The sequence below is a fragment of the Pedobacter sp. GW821-FHT01D05 genome (assembly GCF_059422505.1).
The window spans coordinates 1,385,678-1,403,994 of sequence record NZ_JBWKXA010000001.1; the positions used below are offsets into that span (position 1 = coordinate 1,385,678).

General features: G+C 39.3%; 9 protein-coding genes. All 9 read right to left on the reverse strand.

The window, feature by feature from the left end:
- Positions 1 to 50: 50 nt before the first annotated feature.
- The 9 genes from AC07VK_RS05635 to AC07VK_RS05675 all read right to left on the reverse strand — a co-directional run bounded on the left by AC07VK_RS05635 (position 51) and on the right by AC07VK_RS05675 (position 18,306).
- On the reverse strand, positions 51 to 977 hold the full coding sequence (locus tag AC07VK_RS05635) for a glycoside hydrolase family 43 protein (protein ID WP_492958932.1): 927 nt from the start codon (positions 975 to 977) through the stop codon (positions 51 to 53).
- A gap of 210 nt (positions 978 to 1,187) precedes the next feature.
- Positions 1,188 to 2,588 (reverse strand): glycoside hydrolase family 140 protein, encoded by a 1,401-nt coding sequence (locus tag AC07VK_RS05640; protein ID WP_492958934.1) that lies wholly within the window; start codon positions 2,586 to 2,588, stop codon positions 1,188 to 1,190.
- A 2-nt stretch (positions 2,589 to 2,590) separates the two neighbouring features.
- Positions 2,591 to 5,752, reverse strand: coding sequence for a DUF6298 domain-containing protein (locus AC07VK_RS05645; protein WP_492958936.1), 3,162 nt, complete (start codon positions 5,750 to 5,752; stop codon positions 2,591 to 2,593).
- A gap of 148 nt (positions 5,753 to 5,900) precedes the next feature.
- Complete coding sequence (locus tag AC07VK_RS05650; RefSeq protein ID WP_492958938.1) at positions 5,901 to 7,541, reverse strand: polysaccharide lyase; 1,641 nt, start codon at positions 7,539 to 7,541, stop codon at positions 5,901 to 5,903.
- 1 nt (position 7,542) lies between these two features.
- On the reverse strand, positions 7,543 to 9,198 hold the full coding sequence (locus AC07VK_RS05655; RefSeq protein WP_492952343.1) for a pectate lyase family protein: 1,656 nt from the start codon (positions 9,196 to 9,198) through the stop codon (positions 7,543 to 7,545).
- Between the two features lie 394 nt (positions 9,199 to 9,592).
- Positions 9,593 to 11,416, reverse strand: coding sequence for a RagB/SusD family nutrient uptake outer membrane protein (locus AC07VK_RS05660; RefSeq protein WP_492952342.1), 1,824 nt, complete (start codon positions 11,414 to 11,416; stop codon positions 9,593 to 9,595).
- Positions 11,417 to 11,427: 11 nt separating this feature from the next.
- Positions 11,428 to 14,676, reverse strand: a complete 3,249-nt coding sequence (locus AC07VK_RS05665; RefSeq protein ID WP_492958940.1) for a SusC/RagA family TonB-linked outer membrane protein — start codon at positions 14,674 to 14,676, stop codon at positions 11,428 to 11,430.
- Between the two features lie 697 nt (positions 14,677 to 15,373).
- Positions 15,374 to 16,363: a hypothetical protein gene (locus AC07VK_RS05670; RefSeq protein WP_492958942.1), complete on the reverse strand. Its 990-nt coding sequence runs from the start codon at positions 16,361 to 16,363 to the stop codon at positions 15,374 to 15,376.
- Between the two features lie 47 nt (positions 16,364 to 16,410).
- On the reverse strand, positions 16,411 to 18,306 hold the full coding sequence (locus AC07VK_RS05675) for a RagB/SusD family nutrient uptake outer membrane protein (protein WP_492958944.1): 1,896 nt from the start codon (positions 18,304 to 18,306) through the stop codon (positions 16,411 to 16,413).
- Positions 18,307 to 18,317 lie beyond the last annotated feature (11 nt).

Here is an 18,317-nt window from a genome sequence, read left to right on the forward strand (position 1 = left end):
TCACGCTCTTGCTTGTTCCCTTGCTTAAGTTCGCAATGACGGCTCATTTATTATTTCAATAAATTCTTAATCACTCTTCTTTTCACTTTTATAATTGTTCCGTGTTTATGCCCTTCAGGAATAGAAACTTCGGCAGTTACATCTTTAAAAGTCTTAAAATCGGCTGTATTATAAGCCGAATAAATCTTTTGTCCATAAGCATCAAAATAAATCAACCAATTCTTTCCAACTTTTACAACCGTTGGTCCTTCCGTTAATTTCGGACTAAAAGTCTCCGAAACATTTTCATAAGGGCCTAAAGCATCTTTTGCAAAAGCAACTTTTAAATTCCTGTTCGGGCGGGTATTATCTTTTAAAACCAGCACATAATCTTTGGTCGTCCGTTTTACAATAACCGCATCGATTACACTAAAACCAGGATCGAGAAATAGTTTTGGTTTTGAGAAACTCTCAAAATCTTTGGTTGTAATACTATACATCCGGTGGTTATTCTCCTCTTCTTCTATTCCTTTAGCAAAGCGATATGGTATAGTTGAGGCCCAGATGATTACATATTCTTTTTTCTCGTTATCGTAAAAGATTTCCGGTGCCCACACATTTACGGTTTTTGGCTCACTTTCCATTACCGGAAGAAACTTTTGCTCACTCCAGTTGATCAGGTCTTTAGAACTTGCGTAACCAAAACCTTTATCGCCTTTCCAGCTACAGGTCCAAACCAAATGGAAGGTTCCATCCGGGCCTTGAACGATTGATGGATCGCGTAAAACCTTCTGCGTTCCAACCTCAGGCTTCAGGAAGGTTTTATTCAAATCCGTCCAATGGTAAGCATCATAACTGTACAAAAGCCTCAATCCTTCGTTTGCAGGCTCATGGAAGGAGGTAAATAAATAGGCTTGTTTTGTACAGGATGTTAAGCCACAAAGCAGCAGGCCAATTATAGCTAAGCGAAATGATGATATAGAATTGGGTTTAAACACTTTTTTCTTTAATTATTTCTTTTTTGCAATTGTCAGTCTGAGCGTAGTCGAAGACCTTTTCTGTAATTTTTTAAAAAGATTGTCCTTCGACTACGCTCAGGATGACATCTTTTTAACTCTCGCAATAGATTTCTCCATTCCGTTGCACTCCAGTCGAAATGACGATCTTGTGCAGGCTCAACGCCATGCGCCTTTCGCTAATCGTTTCTACTATAGCTCATCCAGCACTAACACCCAATCATTACCATTTGCAGGCTCACCTGGTGGGTTAAACTCTTTTATTCCTTTATTTTCAAATTCTCCAATTGGGATGATTTTCCCTGTTCTTGGATCAAACCATGATGCTTTTACTTCGTCGCCGTCAATTTTACCTAGCTGCACACTGAAATTGCGCCCTGTATAAGTGTAAAGCAGTGCAAATTCTTCACCTCTTGTGGCAAGAATCCGCTCGTATTTTTCGCCGTTTTTACCTGCTACCAAAGTCTGATCAGGCACACGATCGAAATAAGAATGAGAAAGCATTAAATCTTTCAAATACTGCATCTGTTTAGCGCCTGGGGCATTAATTGCAGTGATCCACTGGTCTCTCGGACCATAAGCAGGTTTTAAATCTGTTTTTTTGTACATCTGCATCACCGAATTATGACCATAGGTATAGCCAAAAGCACCAGCAAAAACCGACCAGTAACCATATCTCCTCACATCACTGTCTGTCCAGCGTGGTTGAGTGGTATCGTGTAAACCCTGAGGAATATCTTCGTACGAAGGCTCACCATCAATGGTTGGTTTGGTAGGTTTTAATTTATAATCGGCTTCGATATATTTCCAGTTATCCTCGCCATAATGCAATTTTTCATTTTTAGAGGTATCCTGATCATAACGGCGATGGCCAGATTGAACCATATCAAAATCGCACCATTTTGCATTTTGAAACCATTGTGAAGAAGCTGTTCTTCCCCTGGGGTGGAAAGTAATTAAATGATTCGGATCGTTTGCCCTTAAAGTTTCGCCAATGGTCTTCCAAACATCGGCACCATCACTACCTTTAATATCACCACCGTTGAGCCAAATGATGTTCCACTTATCTTTATAACGTTTTGCCAGGAACTCAGCATAAGCCTTTGCCTGCGTTTTGTTCACTTTTTTATTTTTGACATTGGTACCCCAAACCGGAACCAGGGCCATATAGAGGCCTTTTTCTGCTGCCTGATCAACGATATAATCTACATGGTCCCAATAATCATAAGCCAAAGAATCTTTTGAGTTATTGCCTGGCGTAAGCATCGGCTTTGATACATCTGCATGTACAACTGAGGAATCGAGGTATACGTTTCTCGATGGCACATCATGTAATAACATCACCTGGATTACATTAAAACCCTTCTGTTTGCGGTCTTCGAGGTAAGTATTTGCTTCTTCTCTTGTTAACCTGCCAAACAACAACCAGCCGGTATCGCCAAGCCAGAAAAATGGTTTACTATCGCCGGTGGTTAAATATCTGCCATTCTCTGAAACCAGGAGACTTTTATCGCCAAAATATGGTTTTTTCTTACAGCCAAAAGCTGCGCAAGAAAGCATAACAAGCAGAAATATTTTAGATTTAATATTCATGTTTAAATTTTATTGATGATGATAACTTCGTCTCCTGATCCAACCTTTTCTAATGTAGCAACAGCGCCGGCATTAATTTTCTCTTCTTTAAGTCGTTTCCCTGTTCTCGCGTTCAGCACTTTTACGTTGAATTTTCCAGATACTTTGCTCAGATCGAGATTGATGGCATTAGTAGAAGCGTTATACAAAATATAAGCCTTGCCTTGGTTTACTAAACCATATTGTTTTGCTGATTTATCTGCAGGTAAAAAGGGTTTCATCGAAGATGCCGCGGTTAAAATTGAAGCATCAATTCCATCGACATTGGAGAGCGAACCGCCTGCCATTAAAATTGCCCAACCGAAACTGTCAAAGCTATCGCCTGAATAAATCACTGCTTTTTCAGGGAATTTGTTTTTATACTCAGATACCGCGTGGTAAACTTCTTCGAAAGAGGTTTTTTTAGGTTTTAGCAATCGTGCATGCTGACGGGGAGCCAAACTTAATCCTCCTTGCGGTGCATAAGCGCTCCCATCAGCTTGGTAATGCCAATAACGGATGTCGATCAGGTCAATCACTCTGGCGCGCTTTGGATCAGCCAAAATTGAATCCTGCACATCTTTGGTTACACTTAAGCCAATAATTGGGTGTTTACCTGTTTCTTTTTCCCATTCGTTAATGGTATCGATCCAGAACTGAACAAAGTGTAATGGGCCAGTAAATTCGGCACCAATTAATTGTATAACGCCTGTGTTTCCATCAAAATTCTCTAAACATTTTCTGATGTAAGCTTTATGGATCGCCCTGCGGTGCTCGTTGCTGATATCGTAAAACTGCTCGGCCATAAAAATGCGCTTATCGCCAGCATATGGTACAGGTTCAGGGAAATCCGTGTTGTTGATATTGTTTGCGGTACGCCAGGGGAAATCGGCATAATGTGCACCGGCTTCAATAATGTTATGTTGAAAATAGTTCTCGTGGATTAAAACCAGGCCTTTCTGATCAGCCAGATTAGCGAATTGCTTTAACCTGTCCCAATACCAAAGGTTGTATTTGGTAATATCATATTTGCTCAAACCATCCCAGGCTTTATCCTGTCCGCTACGGGCAAAAGGCAATTCGTAAAAAGGTGCCCAAACCTCGCCATCCATACGGCGGATGCGCTCGTGGTCATCTCTTCTTCTATCGTACCAAAGGCCGTAATTATGATCGAGCACTTTAACAGCGCCGTTTTTCATCGCATCTGTGATTGAATCTAAATCATCTGTTAAACCATTTCCTGAACGTCCGGGTACGAAACGCGTAATATGAAATTTAGTGTTTTTTAATCCATACGGACGGGCGCTTCCATTCCACCAAGGCACATCCTGACGATTACCCAGAACGATTTCGCTGCCACGCACTAACCAGCCATTTTTGATGCCCATCGCACCCGCAAGAGCAGGTTGAATAACTTGAACTAAGCCAATTTTATCTATGCTCTTTGCCGAACCGGCATCCATCGGGATTTTATTCCTGTCAGGTGCTGCATCAATATATTCTGAAACGGTTAAAGCAGGTTTGTAGGCCAATTTTGTTAATTTTAATGCCACATCTACAGGTGGACTGCTTGATGCTTCTGTTTCAACAGGTAGCACAAAATTCCTGCTATCCGCCTCACTTCCCAATCTATCTTTTAGTTGGGCATAATATAAACTTCGCGGCTGGATCTGTTCGTTCGACATATCCCAATAACCGTTTCCGGCAAATTGAGACCAGGTTCCAAAAGCCCAGTTTTGAGCTGTTGGTGGCTGAAAATTATCAACCCTTGCGGCACTACATTGCCAAAAAACACTATTTGCGGCACTCCAGCCAGCACCTTGCCCATCCTGTCCGCGGTTTAAATAACTCAACGCTTGTCCGTCGATGTTTACGATATCGAATAAAACGCCCGATGCCCAGCTATCAATCGCGCCGCTAAAACTGAAAGGCAAATAAGACTGACACTGTACAAAAACATTGGGGCCTGGAGCGCAAAAGCCAACCGCAAAATCATGGTAACCATATTCTGAGTATAACCTTTGGAAAAGCGTTTGCTGACCAGTAGTTAAAAAGGTAAAACGGCGCTCACCACCGATCTCGGAAATTGGGGCTAACGATTTACAATCTTCAACAGTAATCCTTTTTGAAGTTTCCAAAACATTTACTGCAGAACCTGCAAAATGCTCAAAAACCACCTGACGGACCCAGGCATCTTGTACATTTTCTAAACAGATTGCTGTCCAACGGTGGTATTCGTCTTTACTATTTTCTTTATGATAATCGGATTCAATTTTCAGGTTTTCAATACCTGTTTGTGCAATTCTTCCCTCCCATTTATATTTTGAAATTGTTGCGCCACCATATTTAGCGTTTAAAGCTGTTGTAATTGGGGCATCGAAAGTTATGGTATTGCCGTTTATGGCGATAATTTTTCTATCCCAATGAATATCCCTAGTTCCTGGTTTCCAGCCTAAAGCACTTTCACCACCACCAAATTCAACCGTTTTGAGGGTTTCGATCCATTCTTTGGTTGAAGGTCTGTTAATGATGATCTGATCGCCTACTTTAAATCCGCTGGCATTAGACAGCGTAATTTTATTTGCATTAACCGGTACATAAGTATCAGTAACCGCAATTGCCTGTTCTTCTATCCTGTTTTTTTGACCTAAAATCCTGATTACACCGATCCGGTCTAAGCCAGTTGCAAAAATCTTTGTGCCGTTTTCGCCCATTCCACTTCCACGGAGCACCACTCCAGAAGCTGACAACCTTAATGTTCCTGCAACTTCGTAAATTCCTTTTTCTAATAAAACGGCGCCACGTAATCCATCTTTACCCAGCGGTAATTTCGAAACATAATTAATGGCCGATTGAATCCTTAAAGTAGCATCGCCTTTTGAAACAGGAACTATTACCTTTATTGGTGCATTAGGAATGGCTTTTTCGCCTGCCATGTAACCAGCGTAAGAAAAATCGGGAATCCGGTTTCCATCAATATCCGGTGTATAAGCCATTTTACCATCCTTCCCTTTAAAGATAGGTTTTGGTGGCTCCACCGGCTTTATTTTTTGGGCAAATGAAAAGTTTGTCGCCAAAAGCGCCATTACCAAAATCGATAAGGTTTTTAGTTGTATAACTTTTAATATGTGGTTAGTTTTTGGCATTAATGTTATTTTCTTTGTCAACAATCTATGAACGGTCGTCACCCTGAATTCATTTCAGGGTCCTTATAGCATGAAAGATGCTGAAATAAATTCAGCATGACGATTTTGGATAGAAGATACTCAGTCTTTCAGCTTTAGTCTTTTTTCTTTAACCTTTAGCAGGTCTCACTTTAATGATATCTACCAAACTATTCAAATAAACTTCGATATTGGCATAACCTGATTTCGCAATTTTTGATGCATCCTTAGCATCTTTCGGGTTTAGTCCGTTTTTGGTTTCCCAAGCATCAGGAATACCATCGTTATCAGTATCTATATAAGGTTTTCCTTTATATTCAGGATAACCGCCTACTTGTGCGATATCTGAAATAATTCCTTTTTTATAAGAATCGGCAGGTAAACGGCGTTTTACATAACTTTGTTGAGCTGGCAATTTCCCATCTTCAACATGATCAATTTTACCAGTTGAAACCTGTTTAATGATACGTTGGTCTACCGCATCGCGAACGGGTAAAGATGCACCAGCATTGGCCAAAACATAATCATAAGCTTTTTTAGTATCGATGATTGAAATTTTAGCCATTGGCAAAGGTTTATCTACTTTCATCGAATCTAATAGTTTTTGTTTATCTCTTTTGCTTTCAGGCTGAACACCACCATCCCAATTATTTTTGGTTACCTTTTCGTTTCCTTCTATAATATTTCCGGTTACATAAGCCCTACCAAATTCGCTCGAGAACTTCTTATCCCTACCCGATTCAGGTTTTAAGATACGATAAGAAATCGGTTCGCCCGCAGGTGTAATGGGGCCTGGTTTATAATAATTGTTGATGAAACTATAAAATGAAGCATTATCGCCACCATCGGCACTCCTGTTCCACCAGTTGAAGATCACATTATTGGCAAAACCAAAATCGCCATACATCCCAACAGATGGATTCCTGCTGATATTTGATGCCCAAAGGTTACGCATAAAAGTACTGTTCAAACCACCAATTGTACTTCCGAAAGCATGGTTATAGGTATCTAAAGCCTCAGAAAAGATCGAATTCTGAATGGTAACGTTTACTGTAGGTAATTTTACAGGTTTAGAACCATCTTTTGGATCGTAAACATGGCGGTAAATCGACATATTTTCATCCAGTCCCCAACTTGCTGAAACGTGATCGATAATAATGTTTCCGACAGGATTTCCGCCAATGGCATCATCTCTACGGGTAACATCGGTTGCGCCACGACGGAAACGCATATAACGGATCACCACATCGTGGGTATTGATCCAAACCGATTCGCCAGCCACACAGATTCCATCACCAGGCGCACTTTGACCGGCAATGGTAATATAAGGTGCACGGATAATCAGTGGTGTTTTTAATTTGATGATACCCGAAACGTTAAAAACAATGATTCGGGCACCGCCTTGCTCACAAGCCTCGCGTAAAGTTCCGCTGCCCGAATCTTCAAGACTGGTTACGACGTAAACTTTTCCTCCACGGCCGCCAAAAGAATAAGCACCACCGCCTTCAGCACCAGGAAAGGCCACTGTTTTAGCTTGCGGTAAATCGCCTGGTTTTGCTGCCCATGGAATATAAGGTTTACCATGTTTTGCTTCTTCATCTACAATGTGTTTTACTTTTAAAAATTGCAGTTCAGATTTTTCTTCAATGCTTTTTAGAAGCGAATCGGCTTTCTTTTCCATAGCCTCTGGGATTACCGGATATTGTGCAAAAGCTACATTTCCAATGCCACAAAGCACTATTATGCTAAAAATTGAATTCCAGGTACGCATATTAGTTAGGCTTAACAATAGAAAGTGGAACCACACTATTTAAATATACTTCGATGTTTGCATAACCACTTTTAGTGATTTTTGAAGCATCAGATGCATCCTTGGGGTTTAAGCCATTTTTAAGCTCGTAAGCATCAGGCATGCCATCATCATCACTGTCTTTATATGGTGTACCTTTATATGCTGGATAACCGCCAACCTGTGAAACTTCGGTAATGATGCCTTGCTTGTAAGAATCGCCAGGTAATCTGCGGTGTTCGAATTGAAATGCAGATGGTTTCGCATCAGGGTGAACTTCAATTTTACCTGTGGCAACCTGTTTAATTACTCGGGTATCAACCGGATCTCTCTTTGGTAAAGTTGCACCAGCATTTGCCAGTACATATTCTTTGGCTTTTAAAGTAGGGATAATGCTAATCTTAGGCATTGGAAAGGGATTCTTAGCTTTCATTGCAGCGAAATATTTACTTGCTTCTTCGAAAGACATTAAATTTCCTTTTTTATCTTCTAATTGAACCCCACCATCCCAGTTATTTTTGGTTACTTTCTCATTACCGTCGATGATATTTCCAGCTACATAAGCCCTACCAAAAACAACATAGGGTAATTTACTACGTCCAGATTCTGGTTTTAAAATGCGGTAACTGATTGGGTCTTTTAGTTCGGTAACCGGACCTGGTTTATAAAAGTTATTGATGATATTGTATTGAGCAGTATAATCTCCTCCATCTGTAGAGCGGTTGTTCCAGTTAAAAACCACGTTGTTGGCGAAGTTAAATATGCCGTTCCAGCCAATTGATGGGTTACGAGCGCCATTATCTGCCCAAAGGTTACGAACAAAGGCACAGTTTTCTCCACCTAAGGTGCTGCCAAAAGCATGGTTCCAATAATCTAATGCCTCTGAGAAAATAGAGTTTTGTATCGTGATGTTAACCGTTCCCAATTTTTCTTCGGTTTTACCTGTACTGTCATTGTACATATGGCGGTACATCGACATGTTTTCATCTAATCCCCAGCTTGCCGAAACGTGATCGATCATAATGTTGCCTACCGGGTTGCCACCAATGGCATCATCTCTGCGGCCCACAAAGGTTTCTCCCCTTCTAAAACGCATAAAACGTATAATCACATCATGTGTATTTAACCAAACCGATTCGCCTGCCACGCATACACCATCACCAGGTGCGGTTTGACCGGCAATAGTGATATAAGGTGCACGGATAATAAGCGGTGTTTTTAATCTGATAATTCCTGAAACATTGAATACCACGATCCTCGCACCACCCTGCTCACACGCATCACGCAAAGAACCCGGACCGCTATCGTTTAAGTTTTTAACTACAATAACCCTACCGCCATGACCACCAAAACTATAGGCGCCACCGCCTTCTGCACCTGGAAAAGCCAATAAATCTGATTGTGGCAAATCATTTGGTCTACCTGCCCAAGGAATATATGGTTTGCCCTGAGCTGCCTCTTTTGCAATAATAGGCTTTGCTTTCTCCCAGGCAATATCAGATTGATGATAGGCTTCTTTCATCATCGAATCAGATGATTTTTTAATATTGGCAGGAATGTTTGGATATTGGGCAAACGTATAATTTGCGGAGAGTATTAATGCTGTTGTTAGCAACAGATTTAAAATGTTCTTTTTCATTTGTGTTGTTCGTTGGGAAGAGAAAGAAATTACGATTTTTTTAAATTAACAGAAAAAATCTAATCGCTGATATCGAAAATCGTGGCTCATTTCTTGGTCTATCCTTGTAAGTAATTTTGGTTAGAAAGTATATTATCTTTCAAATTTGCATGCAAAAAGCAGCTGTTTAATGTATAATTTTGGCTATCTATTGTATCATCTTATCAATTGGCAAAAATGCCTGTAACAAATTAAATTCATTCTCGCAGCCATGTTACAAGATAGGAATAAAATTTATATATAAATGTAACATTCTTAAATAAAAAAAAAGGAAACAAATTAATGTTCCCTTTTTTCAAAACCAAATATAAAAAAACCAGGGCGGTGAGCAAACCGCCCCAAGATCTTAGCCCATTTATTTTAATGGATCGAACGCTCCACCCCAAGTGTTATTTTGGACAAGATTAATATTGTTATTTAATGATACTGTCGGAATACCAAAAAAGTAAACTCCAGGCTGATAAGCAATATTATAAGTATCAAGCTGCTTGGTTGTTACGGTAAAACTATTTGCATATAGTGCATCCAGATTGGTATTGGCAGAAACATCTCTTGTTCCTAGAATATAATCTGTTTTTGTGCCCGTATTTTTAAGCGTTATGGTAACACCTAATCTTCTCTTTCCGTTTAAAGTGCTTTCTAATAGTTTTCTGCGTCTTAAATCCCAAAAGCGCTTACCTTCAAATGCAAGCTCAATTTGTCTTTCTTTCATTATCGCTGCAACTAACTGGTTTCCGCTCAAACCAGCTGTTAAACCATACAATCCATCGGCTCCTGCTTCTATGCCAGCCCTTTTTCTAATATTAATTAAATTGTTGTAAGCTTCCTGACTTTGGCCAGTTTCGGCCGCACATTCTGCCAGATTTAACATTACTTCAGCATATCTGATCTCTATCCAATCGGTACCGGCATTTTGAAAAGTAGCCAATGTTAAAGATGGGTCTATTCCTTTTCTTAAATATAAGCCCGAAGAAGTGGCGCCAGACGGCTCAGTAGTGGCCAGAACATTTTTATCATTTGTATAATAATAAGTCCACAATCTATAAGATGAATTCCCCGATAGAGGCCAATTACATCCGTTATAGGCAATTGTTTGATCAAATCTTGGATCCCTGTCTTTATAAAACGTGCCCAGACTATAAGTATATTTTGATGCGCCTATATCCTTTCCATCTTTCATCGGAAAAGCCAAAGCCATATCCCAGGTGGGTAAATTAGAGCCGCCGGTACTACCAATATATTTCGGAACTGTTGCATTGGGATAGGTATTATTATTCTGTCCGATATCGGTTGTTCCTGTATTATAAAGTGTTGCAAACACGGCTTCCGGATTGCGTGGTGTGCTTCCTCCTGCACTTCCTTCGGTTGTCCACATGCTTGCGTCAAATTTAGTGTACAGGCCAAAACCATTGGTAGATAGGGTTGCTATTGCCTGTGTATTTGCCGTGTAAGCATCCTGCCATCTTGAAGAAAGATTACTTGGATTAAATTCGGGAGAGGCGAAAGTTAATAGTACACGCCCTTTAAAGGCTTGAGCAGCACCTTTAGTAATCCGGCCGTAATCATCGTTTTTAGGCCATTTCACCGGAATATATTTAATACAGGAATCCAAATCCCTAACAATTTGAGCAAAAGTTTCTGAAGTGGTGTTACGAGGTAAAAGTGCTGCTTTTTTAGCATCTTCGCCTACCGCATCCAGTGGTACCAATACCACTGGCACGCCACCGTATAGTTTTACGAGTTCAAAATACCTGAAAGCTCTCCAAAAATAAGCCTGTGCATTAAATCTCTTTTTCATTGCCGGATCTAATGTACCTGCATTAACATCTCTGATGAACATGTTGATGGTTCTAATCTTCACGTAGTTTCCAGCAGTATTCGTATTGCCTAAATCGGTTACAGACTCAATAGTCGCTGTACCTTTAACAAAAACATTATCTCCATATTGCTCTTCTGAAAGCGAACTAACTGAAGCACTTAAGCCGCCAACGTTGCCAAACCAGGCCGGTTGATTCTGGCTATAGATATAATCGATACTTAATTTTGTTGTGGTAGAATCGTTATAAACCTGATCGGCAGTAAAACTACCTAAATCCTGTTTTTCGAGCACTTTTTTACAACTGCTAAACATCAATGATGTAGTACAAGCTGCTAAAATTATGATATAAATCTTTTTCATGATAATTAAAATTAAAGGCCCACGTTTAAACCGAACGAATAAGTTTTAAGCGATGGGTATGTACCTACTGGACTGGCGAAATCTCTATAATTCCCTGGGAATGGATTTATAAACTGAACTGGGTTTGTGGCCTGGGCAAACACCCTTAAACTTGATATGCCTACTTTTTCTATCCATTTTGTTGGGACAGCATAACTTAAATTTGCATTTGTAATGGCAAATTGGGTTGCGGGTACCAACCAAAAATCGGTACTTTCATAAATGCTTGAAAAATATGGGTTAGGATAAGCAGCGTTCGTATTTGTTGGTGTCCAGTGATCTGCCCAGTATGATGCCCTGTTGGCATATACTGATGGACTTGTTCCACTAGGTTTTAATCCGCCGATACTGGTGTAACCACCCCAAGAAATCCCCATTACTACATTTAAGCTTAAACCACTATAGCCAGCACTAAAGTTTAGCCCTAAGTTATTATGGTTATTCTGCCTTTTGGTAACAAATTGTCTGTCTTTGGTATCAATAACACCATCACCGTTTACATCTTCGAAGTTGATCATACCAGGCTGCAGAATATCGTTTAAGATTTTAACCTTTTTTGGATCGTTTTGCACTGCCGATCCATTGATTCTTTGTGCAATAATTGCATCAGCTTCTGCCTGTGTTCTGATAATACCAAGAGATTTATAACCGATATATCCTCTATCGCTAGAATAGCCCGTATTATCGTCAATGGTACCCAATTGTGCACTAGAAACATCGTATTTGATATTTTTGTTGTCGAACCAGGTATAAAATGGAGTAAAACTATAGTTAAATTTACCAACCTGGTCTTTATAGCCTACGCTAATCTCGTAGCCGAACATATTGGCTTCAGCAAAATTTTCGGTAGGTACCGCTGCACCAATGGTTGCAGGTACTGAAGATGTTAATGTAGATAAAAGATTGTATCCACGTGTCCAGAAATATTCTCCGGAGATTGATAATTTATTCTTAAGCAGCCCCATATCAAAACCATAATTCGTTTTTAAGTAACTGTCCCACACTACATCTCCATTTGGGATGGCAATATTGGTTTTGATCGCGATACTTCGATCAATTTCGTTAAACACGGCGCCACCACTGCTTCCTGTGCCTAAATTGTACGACGCCAGGTATTGATAAGCTTTTGTTGCATCTGTTCCAGTTAAACCCACCGATGCCCGCAATTTGAACAGGTTTATGGCCGGAAATTTATCTTTAAAGAATTTTTCTTGAGAAACTACCCATCCAACAGATGCCGCTGGAAAACCGCCCCAGTTTTTGCCAGGAGCAAATCTTGAACTACCATCTCTACGATATACCAACTGTAATAGGTATTTATTATCGTAATCGTAATTAATGCGGGAAATTAAAGACTGAAATCCTGTTTCACTCACCTGTCCGGATTGATTGGAAGTTTGTGTTCCAACGGTAAAGTTTTGATAAGGAAGTCCGCCTGCCACAATTCCTTCGGCCTGTGCTGCAACGCCTTCTGACGAAAGTTCCCTTTGCTCTACGAGTGCAATGGCTGATATATTGTGTTTACCAAAAGATCTGTTGTAATTAAAGCCAGCATTTAATTGGTAGCTATCGGCAAATACGGGATTAAGCCTAATCCTATCACCGTTCTTTATTGGGAAAACGCCTTGGAGTACTCCACCGGGAATATGATTGTTGGCACCTGTACCTAAATATTTATAATAGTTGAATGTAGTTCCGTACTGTTTACCATTAGAACTGTTGATGTTCTTATTTATTGTAGCAGTAGCGGTTAATCCTTTAACACCAGGAATTTCGTAAGTAACCTTACCAAGCATATTCATCACATACGATTTTGAACTGGTAAAATTATCTGAATTTTGTACCAAGAAAAAGTTGATGTTTTCTAAACCACCAGTATTACTTGCACCTAAAATTACAGGATTTCCGTTGATAAAATATTCAGACCAGGGATTAACATTCTGTAAAGTTGCTACGTCATTATCCAAACTTTCGGAAGTGCTATTAAGCTTGTAATAGTAACTCCGTGATGATGAAACATCGGTACTGATTGATGCCGAAACGTTTAACCTTTTCGAAAGTTTGGCATCAATACTTGCCCTTAAACCATATTTACTAGAATTAACCCCTTTAAAATTAGAGTTTTGAGTGATGTAATCTCCACCTAAAAAATAAGTTACCTTATCGCTACCGCCACTAATATTTAAGGCCTGGCGGTAAATGTTAGAGGTTTGAAAGGCTTCTGCTAACCAGTTATGGTTGTTTGCGGAGAAATAATCCAATTCATCGGGAGTATAATAAAGTGGCTGGCGGGTAGTTTCTGCTACATTGTTTACTACTTTAAAACCATCAGCGTTGATAAAGTTATTTACTACCGTTCCTGCAGATGTTTGCTGGTAAACCTGAGCGTTCAAATAATCGTTAACAAAATTACCTAATTGTATACCCGACATCATATTGGGTAGTTTTGTTGCATCGTTAAAACCTACTGAACTGCTGAAATTGATTCGCGGAGCACCTGCCCTACCTTTTTTGGTACGAACAATAACAACACCATTAGCGCCAGAAACACCATAAATCGCGGCTTCTGCGTCTTTCAAAATCGATACACTCTCTACCACATTTTGATCCAATAAATCAAAGTCGGCCTGGGTTCTAATCACATCATCAATTACGAATATCGGATTGGTGCCTTGCTGGCTATCTTTAGAGTATACAACAGGATTACGCACAGTTATGGTAGTACCCTGTCCTGGTCTTTGTGCACCTCCGGAAACAGCGAAACCAGGTGCAGAACCACGCAATGAAGCACTTAAAGATAACGCAGGGACATCTTCAATACTTTTCATATTAACAGTAGAAACTGCTCCTGTTAACGTAACTTTCTTTTGTGTACCGTAGCCCACTACCACAACATCATCTAAATTTTGGTTATCAGAAACCAGTTTTACGTTGATTGTTGTTTGTGTGCCTACAGGTATGGTTTGTCGGGTATAGCCGATGTACGAAAAAACCAGTACATCACTGTTTGATTTTACCTGGATGGTGTAAACACCGTCAGCATTGGTACTCACATTACTTGGAATACCTTTTAAACTTACGTTTACCCCCGGGATTCCCTGCCCATCTGCCTGATCGACAACTTTACCCGTAATCTTTCGCTCCTGTGCAAAAAGAATTGTACTTGCCAGTAGCATCATTAGCAAGGACAAAGAAATTTTGCGTAACAATTTTAAGTTCATCTTATTATTTGGTTAGTTTTTAATTCTATTAAGCAGTATTATAACTGCTCTTTTTAACATTATAATTTATTTTATACTTAAAGATCTGCACATCCCTAATCAAAGGTTTTATGGTGCTAAATTTTTAACTTTATATAAGTGGAGCGGGTTAATGAGTTAGATTTTTTATCGCTGAAGATTATTTCTTTTGGAACGATAAATTGGAATAGGCCTTGTAACCTATCCTTGAAAAAAATGAAAATAATTTTATGTGATTTGGCTCATTCTTTATTTTGATCTCGATAATTATTTTGGTTAGAAAGTATATTATATTCCAAAATTGCACGCAAAAAACTACTATTTTATGTATAATTTTCTCCAGCTATTGTAGAATATTGTCATTTAGCAAAAATCCATGTAACAAATTAAATTGATTAATGTAAACTGAGATACAAGGTAAGAATAAATTTCATATATAAATTTAGTATTTAAATAAAAATATAATAAATTTCGATTCGGGTATATTTTAAACTTAAAAACGTTGATTAGACGATTATTTTAAAGCTTTGGTAAGAAAATATTTACAAAAGAAAATAGGGCATTTATAACACTCATCTAAATCCAAAAAAAATCTTAAAAAAAAAGAGAGCAATCGCTGCTCTCCTTTTCAAACCAAATATATAAAATTGTGGCGGTGCTAAACCACCGAGAAAGGCATTTATCGTTGAACTTTTATGCTGACATTAATAAAAGGCCTTTTCTGCAAGTCGGAAGTAACGACATTAACATATAACATACCATATTTACCCTCTGGAGTAAGGAAAAACACAGCATTACCTGGTGCTAAACCATTAGCCGGAAGCACTTGAGTAGTTTCGTTAAAAGTAATTGCCCTTGCTTTAGCCAAAGTTTCTATAGCAGAGCCGGAAATTGCGGTAGTCAGAAATGCATTAGCTTGTCCGGTAACAGGCTGACTAAATTTAGTCGTTCTTTTTGGACTAAAGCCACTAATATCGTAAACAGTTAATGGATTAGTAGCCACACTTAGTGAATACAAATTAACTACCCAGGTTGGCGTCTGAACTGTAGAATTTGAACCTGGCTTTCTATATATACCAAAATCTATCTTTCCGGCATTAGCTGATGCATTGGTATAACTAAAACCTGTAGCATCATTAAGTGATAAAAAGCTTGGTAAAGATTTCGCAACCGTATCTGGCAGATAAATATCTCTGTTGGCGTAAATCATAAAACTTGGATTTACATCAACTGTTACTTTTTTGTATCCGTCGCCAATGTAGACTCCTTTTTCATTTAACGCACAGATACGATAGCTTTGTTTACCATCACGAAGTGCAGCAGCCGGAAAGAGCGTGTTATTTGGAAGCTTGATAACGGCTGAAAAACTTCTGCGTTTGGTAGGATCGGTAATGGCAACCGTATAACGTGTAGCCTGAACCGTACCTGAAGAAACTTCAAACACGTAGGAATACATATCCTCTTTAGCCGAGTTTATAGTAAAATCAATCCATACCTCTTCTTTGTCGTTAATTACTTTGTAATCGGTCACGCAACGAGGGTCGCTATTGTTGAAAGTTACGGTAACATCATCGAACATGTTAAAGATGTTCGCTGATTCCTTTTTACAAGAAGCGAAAAGAATCAAGCATAACCCGATGAGTAACTTATTAATATATCTAGTTTTCATTATTTTAATTTTTAGTCAGATCAACTGAAACATTTATGCTTTAAATACTAATCAAGTGGGTCAAAAGTACCACCAGCCCATCCAATGGTTGGAAGAATTTTATTACCGAAACTCACAAAATCGTTATGGAAGGTGTAGAAGTAATGAAATTCAGGTACATTATATGGCAAATACGTTGTATTTGTGATAACAACATTTTTAAAATACTTGGTATAAGTTGCTTTATCATTAATGTTTAAAGTTTCTCTAAATGCAGTTGTACCTCCGGGAACTGTTGGATCTTCTAATACTTTTTTATCTTTCTGGTCCGATCCCGATGGAGGATTCACTAACTGGACTTCCAATTTAGACATGTTCCCGGTTAACAAGTGCATGGTGCGGGATCTTCTCAAATCTGAATTACGTTTGTTCTCGAAAGCGAATTCAATCTGTCTTTCGTTAAGAATTAAGTTACGCAATTGAGGCGTACTTCCAGCCAATGCAAGTCCGTAATCAGAATCACCTGCTACTACTCCTGCTCTTATACGAATTTGTCTCACTAAATCTTTTGCACCTGCGGTATTTCCGGTTTCATTTAAACAATCGGCATAATTCAACATTACCTCTGCAAACCTAAGCTCAACCCAATCCATACCACTTCCGCCACCAACAGAACTATTGTAAGCAGAAGCACTTGCGGTTAAACCAGGTGTAGAAAAACGCTTTACATACACAGCAACTCCACTGCTCTCCCCAACGGCAAGGTTGTAAGTCCACTGTTTTCTATTCGCGTTTCCACTTAAAGGATATACCGATCCGTTTGTAGCAAAGGTGGCTTCAAATCTCGGGTCTCTATTTTGCCAGAACATGGTTGCATCATAAGGAAAAGCTGTTGAGGTATTTAATGGTTTTCCATCTTTCATGGGGTAGGCATCCAACATTTTTGTAGTTGGCATAAAATAAGTATTTGGAAAGCCGGTACTTCCACCCTCAGATGTTGGCCTAACCCGCTGTTCAGTTCCATTCCCCCTGTTAGGTACCGTATTTGAATAAGTTCTAACGAGAATGGCTTCAGTGTTGGCTGTACCTTCTACACGGAAAATATCTAAATAATTTGGCATTAATTTTTTTCCTGCTGAAACGCACATATCATAAGCTTCTTTATTAGCAGCTAAAGCATCAGTCCATCTCGATGCCTGATAAGGATGTTTTGCATCATTTAGCGGATTAAATTGAGGACTAGCCCAATAGAATAACACTTTTGCTTTTAAACAGGTGGCAATCAGTTTAGTGATTTTACCTCTTCCGTCAGCGTCGCCTGGCGCAAAACCATCTAACAGGATAATGGCATTATTTAGATCGCTTAGTATTGCCGCAAAACACTCTTTAGCCGGCCTTCTACCTTCATCATAAATACTGTCAGCTCCCTGTGGTGTTAATGGAAGTGGAACGCCACCATAAACTTTAACCAATTCGAAATAGGTTATCGCTCTTAGCGCATAATATTGCCCAAGCAATTCATTTTTCTTTTGGGTTAGCATTGTACTGTTAGGAAGATTGGCAATGGCATCGTTACACCTTGCAATATCCCAGTATTTATTCTGGCCTGGGTTACCGCCATAGTTGTTACCAGAATACCTTACGTCGTTATTGCCCAGGATACCCTGTAGGCCAAGCGCCATTTTTGCATTAGCATCTCCATCAGGAAAATAGTTCTCATCACTGGCATAGTGAACACCATAACGATCTGGAGTGAGTTGCAAGGGAAATTGATACATGGCTACATCATACACCCTGTTAAGATGTAGTTGTACAGAACCCTCATTATCCCATATGGCCTGATCGATACCGCCTGTATCTGGTAATAAGAAAAACTCATCTTTATTTACACAAGCGGGCAAAAGTGCAGCTAAAGTTAAAATAGCTACTGCTTTTTTTATATTGTTTTTTATCTGATTAATCATTGCTCAAAAAA